This is a genomic window from Chamaesiphon sp. VAR_48_metabat_403 (assembly GCF_031422475.1).
GTDB lineage: Bacteria > Cyanobacteriota > Cyanobacteriia > Cyanobacteriales > Chamaesiphonaceae > Chamaesiphon.
Window position 1 is genome coordinate 1 of the sequence record NZ_JANPLS010000206.1, and the last position, 6,517, is coordinate 6,517.

The 6,517-nt window shown below is 48.4% G+C and carries 6 protein-coding genes and 1 pseudogene; 2 read left to right on the plus strand and 5 right to left on the minus strand.

All coding sequences use genetic code 11. The annotated features are described in order from the left end of the window. Window positions 1–280 precede the first annotated feature (280 nt). A complete protein-coding gene (locus tag RMO79_RS09610) occupies window positions 281–1,018 on the plus strand; it encodes a succinate dehydrogenase/fumarate reductase iron-sulfur subunit (RefSeq protein ID WP_310482906.1) in 738 nt (245 codons plus the stop codon). 36 nt (window positions 1,019–1,054) lie between these two features. On the opposite strand, the gene fabF is transcribed toward RMO79_RS09610, so the two are convergent. The 4 genes from fabF to RMO79_RS09630 all read right to left on the minus strand — a co-directional run bounded on the left by fabF (window position 1,055) and on the right by RMO79_RS09630 (window position 6,009). Continuing rightward, the gene (gene fabF / locus RMO79_RS09615) at window positions 1,055–2,350 is read right to left on the minus strand and encodes a beta-ketoacyl-ACP synthase II (protein ID WP_310482908.1); all 1,296 of its coding nucleotides are present in this window, start codon (window positions 2,348–2,350) and stop codon (window positions 1,055–1,057) included. A gap of 121 nt (window positions 2,351–2,471) precedes the next feature. After that, on the minus strand, window positions 2,472–2,711 hold the full coding sequence (gene acpP, locus RMO79_RS09620) for an acyl carrier protein (RefSeq protein ID WP_310482910.1): 240 nt from the start codon (window positions 2,709–2,711) through the stop codon (window positions 2,472–2,474). Window positions 2,712–2,999: 288 nt separating this feature from the next. Beyond that, window positions 3,000–4,679, minus strand: a complete 1,680-nt coding sequence (locus RMO79_RS09625) for an FkbM family methyltransferase (protein ID WP_310482911.1) — start codon at window positions 4,677–4,679, stop codon at window positions 3,000–3,002. A 133-nt stretch (window positions 4,680–4,812) separates the two neighbouring features. Continuing rightward, entirely contained in the window at window positions 4,813–6,009 is a 1,197-nt protein-coding gene (locus RMO79_RS09630) for a hypothetical protein (protein ID WP_310482912.1), read from the minus strand. On the opposite strand from RMO79_RS09630, the gene RMO79_RS09635 reads away from it, so the two are divergent. Further along, window positions 6,008–6,202: a hypothetical protein gene (locus RMO79_RS09635; RefSeq protein ID WP_310482914.1), complete on the plus strand. Its 195-nt coding sequence runs from the start codon at window positions 6,008–6,010 to the stop codon at window positions 6,200–6,202. The two genes, RMO79_RS09630 and RMO79_RS09635, sit on opposite strands and share 2 nt — an antisense overlap. Window positions 6,203–6,265: 63 nt before the next feature. Here RMO79_RS09635 and RMO79_RS09640 read toward each other — a convergent pair. After that, window positions 6,266–6,517: pseudogene (locus RMO79_RS09640) on the minus strand (ATP-dependent Zn protease); the annotation flags it as partial.

Consider the following 6,517-nt stretch of genomic DNA (forward strand, 5'->3'; position numbering starts at 1 on the left):
AATCCCTAAAATTTGAGCTAGCAAAATTTAGCCATCGTTCTTATTAATAAGCTAGAATCTTGCGATCGGGATGTAATAGGGGTGATGGGAGATTGGAGTTCGGAGTTCGGAGAAGGGGATAGTGGATAGTGAATAGAAGTAAGTTTTGAGGCTATTTCGATCGTCGTTAGACGACGCGCAAGCTTATGAAATCGCTTACTGTTGCAAGATCTGAGTAAACCTAGCATTCTCGAACCAAAGTTATCTCCCAACTCCCATCTCCCATCTCCGAACTCCCATCATGAAACTCACCCTCAAAATTTGGCGACAGCCCGATGCTCAAACTACGGGAAAATTCGTAACATACCAGTTAGATGACGTATCGCCAGATATGTCCTTTTTAGAGACGATCGATCTGCTCAATCAAAATCTCATTTTAGCCGACGGAGAACCGATCGCCTTCGACCACGATTGCCGCGAGGGAATTTGTGGATCTTGTGCGATGTATATTAACGGTCGTCCCCATGGTGCCGACAAACATAATACCACCTGCCAACTGTACATGCGATCGTATCGAGATGGCGATACAATTACGATCGAACCCTGGCGGGCGAATGCTTTTCCGGTAATTAAAGACCTAATGATAGATCGATCGGCATTCGATCGCATCATCCAATCGGGCGGTTATATATCAGTAAATACTGGGAATGCGATCGATGCCAATACTACCCCAATTGGTAAAGATATCGCCGATGCAGCTTTCGCCGATGCGATGTGTATCGCGTGCGGCGCGTGTGTAGCTGCTTGTAAAAATAGCTCGGCAATGCTATTCGTCGCCGCCAAAGTATCGCACCTCGCCAACTTACCCCAAGGACAACCCGAACGCCAGCGGCGGGTGGTAAATATGGTCGCCCAGATGGATGCCGAAGGATTCGGCAGTTGTAGCAATACTGGCTCCTGTGCGGCAGTCTGTCCCAAAGAAATCTCTTTAACCACCATCACCCAACTCAACCGCGAATATCGTCAAGCTCGATTCTAAAATACCGATCTCGTTACCTGGATGCGGGGTAAATAACTACGCATATTTCTTAAATGCCAGAGTCACATTATGTCCGCCAAACCCAAACGAATTAGATAGCGCGACATTTACCGTCGCCGCGCGACTGACATGGGGAACATAATCGAGATCGCAACCCTCTTCTGGCGTTTCGAGATTGATCGTGGGCGGAATCAGATCGTGGTGGACTGCGAGGGCAGAAGCAACGCCCTCGATGCCGCCTGCGCCGCCGAGCAGGTGTCCCGTCATCGATTTAGTAGAACTGACCGCAATCTTGTATGCGTGGTCGCCCAGAGCCTTTTTAATCGCCGCTGTTTCGGTCGGATCGTTAATTGGGGTGCTGGTACCGTGGGCGTTAATATAGCTGACGGCTTCGGGTGCTAATCCGGCATCTTTAAGACACAGCGACATCGCACGGGCGGCATCGACACCGCCAGGGGTCTGTCCGGTCATGTGATAGGCATCGCAGGTCATCGCGTAGCCGACGACTTCGGCGTAAATTTTCGCGCCGCGATTGAGGGCGTGTTCGAGTTCTTCTAGTACCAGAATGCCGGAACCTTCACCCATCACGAAGCCATCGCGCCCGGTATCGAACGGACGACAAGCATGAAGGGGATCGTCGTTGCGAGTAGAGACGGCTTTACACGCGGCAAAGCCAGCAATCCCCAGGGGTGTAATTGCGGCCTCTGTACCACCGCAAATCATCGCTGTGGCGTAGTCGCCCTGAATTAGTCTAAAAGCTTCGCCGATCGCATTTGCACCCGCTGCACAGGCCGTTACGGTACAGCAATTAGGCCCTTTGGCTCCAAGTTCGATCGCGATCAGTCCGGCTGCCATATTCGCGATCATCATCGGGATCATGAAGGGACTACAGCGGCTGGGGCCTTTGGTAAGATAGATTTCTTGTTGTTCTTCCAGAATTTTCAGTCCGCCGATGCCCGTACCGACCATTACGCCGACGCGCTCGGCATTAGTGGGATCGATCTTCAATCCCGAATCGGCAATTGCTTGCTTGCTGGCACACATCGCCAGTTGTGCGAACCGATCCATCCGTTTGGCGGCTTTTTTTTCTAGATATAAGAGCGGGTCAAAGTTTTTGAGTTCCCCTGCAATCCGACAGTCGTGTTTGGATGCATCAAAATGCGTAATCGCACCAATTCCATTCCGCCCAGTTACCAAGCCTTCCCAGTATTCAGCTAGGGTGTTGCCAATGGGCGTAATCGCGCCTAATCCAGTGATAACAACACGTTTGCGTTCGCTTAGCGTCGGCTTTGCCGAATCGCTTCGCTGTCCTTGTGGGTCGGAATTTGCCATGGTGAATCTAGAGATGAAAGGTGGGGGTGCTGGGGTGGTGGTGGACTGAGCTGCTGTGCTTCATGCGGAGGTTTGCTCCGCATCGCTGCACCGCACGATTCATAATTTCCGCGCAGCGGTACTAGCCGTTTTTAGCGTTGATGTAGTCAACTACGGATTGAACGGTTTGCAGCTTTTCGGCTTCTTCGTCAGGAATTTCGATATCGAATTCTTCTTCTAGTGCCATGACGAGTTCGACAACATCGAGGGAGTCAGCTCCCAGATCGTCGGTAAAGTTGGCTTCAGGCGTAATTTTACTAGCGTCTACTTCCAATTTGTCGGCAATTACGGCTTGCACTTTAGCCAATACATCTGCGCTCATATATGTTCCTTGTTACTGTTAATAATGATAATCCAGTCGCACCCGATCGCCGCTGGCGTAGCCTCTGACACGCAAAAGCAAACCAAAGCCACCGAGGATACGTCAATCGCACTCTACATCTTAATATGAAAATGCACGATAGCTGCAAAGAGATGGGAGTAAGAAGTAAGAAGTAAGAAGTAAGAAGTAATAAACACACCCAACTTTCCCAGTCTCCCCGTCTCCCCGTCTCCCAGTCTCCCCGTCTCCCAGTCTCCCAGTCTCCCAGTCTCCCCGTCCCCCCGTCCCCTACTCCCTCCGCTCTACCTTAGGAATGGCAATTGCCTTGATAACTTCGGTAAAATCGGCTTCGTTGGCGAGGGGGATTAATTGTTGTAGATAGGGTTGATAGCGGAATAGTTCGTAATCGCGATCGAGGAGATATTGAGCGACGGCTAAATCGATGCCTTTACTAGTGTAGCTATTATAAATAATTGTCGGTGCAAATTTAGCTAATACCCGATCGCTACCGTGGAGAATTTTGAGTTCGTTACCTTCAGTAGAAATTTTAATTATCTCCAATCGATCGATGCCTTCACGATCGACAAAATCATCTAACGTCATGCAAGTAACTGTTTCAGTCTCGATGCCTGATTCGCTCGCATCATCGCTGGTGGCGAGATGGTTGAATTCGCTACTCGATTGGATAATTAATTGAGATAAACTCTCGCGGTCGTCGATCGCATTCCTAAAAATTTTGACATTTTCGATCTGGTTGAGCTGACAAGTTTCATGCAGGCAATCGACGGTTTTACTAGATGGTTCGATCGCGTAAACAGTGCCATTTACCCCAACTCGACGTGCGGCACTAAATGTATAGATGCCCACACCCGCGCCGATATCGATCGCATTCATTCCCGGTTGAAGGTACTGTCGCCAAAACTCTAATTCGCGCTCGAACCAATCGCCTTCAGCCAGCAAACAGCGGGTAGTCGGACTTTGCAAGCTAGCAGGGACGGTCAGGGCAATTTCTCGCTCGAATGTACCAGCTTCGCCACCATCAAAAGGAACATAAGTCCACGGACTATCGATCGGCAATTGCGTCCATTGCCAGGGCGTTTTCGCCAATCTTTGACGGGCAAAATCGATGCCAATTTTTTGCCAATGAGTGGCAGATTCTGGTTGGTCTAAATCTAAATAAGCCAAATATAATGCTTGCAAAATTATCGGACAATCTAATTCTAAATCGCCAGCCTGGTGCAGGTAGACCAATCCTTCTAACTCTCGATCTCCGATGCTGTAAATGCCCAGTCTAACCTTAGGGAAAATTAGATCTGGCATCAATTGATTCATCAGATGCAATAGTCGCAACCCGGTATGATTATCCAACACGATCTGAGTGCGACACAATACCTCTGTGAGCATCAACATGGCTTGGGTATAGCCATTATCTGTAGTTAAAATCCGTTGTAATTGTTCGCTTCTCCCATTAGTAATGTGCGTGCGCGTCAACGGCGGAATATATACAATCCCCGGCTCGATTTTACGCTCGGTGTAGGTAGGTTGAAGATTATTAATAAAGGCACTAAAAGCAATCCGCGCCGCCTCGCTATAATTGCCCAACATACAATTAAGTAAAGCTAAATGTGCCGCGCATAATGGGTGTCGATTTAACTCTGCACCTGCTTGTACGGCATCAAAAGCGATTTCGGCATACAGACCATGTGTGAGTGAGTTATCGCAGCCTTCAGCGGCAATTAAGGCGGCGACGGCGAGATTATTCCACTCTAAAGCCGTCTGGGGTTGCTCCCACTGGCAATTATCCAAAACATGGTTGAGCTGTAAAGCGGCGGTGTCAGTGATTTCTACCTGATTTCGCTTAATGTATTCTAGATAAGATAGTTTCGGATCGAAATCGATAGTCATGGCATCATGATTGAGTGTGGTGGTTGCCCAGTAGCAATAAAAGAAAAATAGCGTAGCTGTCATCTGACAACCAGCCTAAGCACTTGGTGATGCATCCAAGTATTCGGTGTTAACCGTGTATTGATTATAATGTGCGGGGAGCGGGGAACGCGGGGACTGGGGGACAAAGGAGCTAACCAAAAAAGGCTGGTTCGATCTAAGTATTTGGCAGCGGCAGATCTTGTTTGACGACCATCGATCGACCGATCCATAATGCCACCATCGCGATCGCCAGTGAGACTAAACCCACCACCCAGCCGGGGATTAAGGGTAATTGACGGGCGACAGACATAAATACATTAAATAACGCTCCAGCTAAAGCAGCACCCCCAAAATAGAAGCCGATGCCTAAACCGCCTCTAGACAGAGGTACCATACTCAAAGCAAAGGGAATCGTCCCGACACCGACACAGCTCATCCCTACACCCAACAACAGCACGGCTACGGCATGAATACCAGGTAGTACCAGCAGTAAGAAACCGATCGCTAACACGATTAAGCCACCGAGCATGGTTTGTAAATTACCCCACCGCTTTGCCGCCAAACCGATCGGCAGTACTGTAATTAGTTGAACGGCGAGAAATAATGTCATTAACATCGGCGTTTGCTCTTTTCCTACCAAACCAATCAACTGTTGGGTTAAAATAACGCCCATAGTGATGGTGCAGCCAGTTAGCGCGACTAAAAATAGGTTTCGGGCCGCAGGTTGTCGATCGTCTGCGGTAATGTCTGGCAATCGCACTTGAGTCGTTTGAGAGCGGTTCAATAAGGTCGCTGAGAGTAGCAAAATAATCGAACTAATCGCAAATGCTGACCCCGCCCCCAGTCCTTTAACAACTTGCTTAGAAGCAGGCAAAGCTAGAGTTCCCGCCAGCGTACCAACTAATGTTAATACACTAGCCGCATAGGGCCAGTCGCGCTGACAGGCAAATTCGCCCAAGCGAGCTAACATCGGAGATCGAAACATCGCCATCGCCATCGCCCACAGAATTACCAGGGCAATAAATAACCACCGAATCAAGCTATCAGGATTGCCCAATAACACGATCGACGGCAATATTATCAACAATCCAGCCGAAAGCAACACCCCGATCGTCACAAATGGCCCTTTTAACCCCCATAATGTCTTTTGGCGATCGGACAAACTACCAAATAGCGGCTCGATTAAGACTGCCAAAAAACCTTCGATCGCCAAAATTACCACTGCCGAATCCTTAGGAAAACCAAACTGTCCCAATAAATCGGGAAGGTACATCCGATACACAATCCAACAGAGCACGATCGCACCTTGCATCAGTGCCATCGCGAGTACTGGTTGCCAATCAGTTTTGGGCGTTTCTACTACAGTTTGCATGAGCTATCGGGCCGATAAAATATTGGGAGCGATCCTGTCATCTGCTGCTATTAGTACGAGCGCAGAAGACACTTGGATTGAAAAATTGGCAATTTCGGGTGCTATTTGTGGCTCGATCGGTTTAATTGTGACTGGGGGCTGCGTGCTAAAATTAGGCAGTCTAAAAAAGTTCGATCGGGCGATATCGAATTAAGTGCCGAGTAATATCTCAGATAATAACAGGATAGAATCGCCGATTATGTTAAAATTCGATCGCTTATTGGCTCACTAATTTAAGCCGATCGATTTCATGACAACATTCGGCGACAGTAGTGCGATTTTGCATGGCAATTACTAAAGCTTGATAGGCATCCCAATGAGTTTGAATGAGGGTTTTAGCGCGCATAGTCGCTAAATTTTCCTGTTGGACGATATCCTGTTGCTGTTTACCCGATCGAAATAAAACACCGCGTAATTTTTGACGATCTTCGATACCTCCTTCCGATCTGTCATAAATCGATTTCTCCGC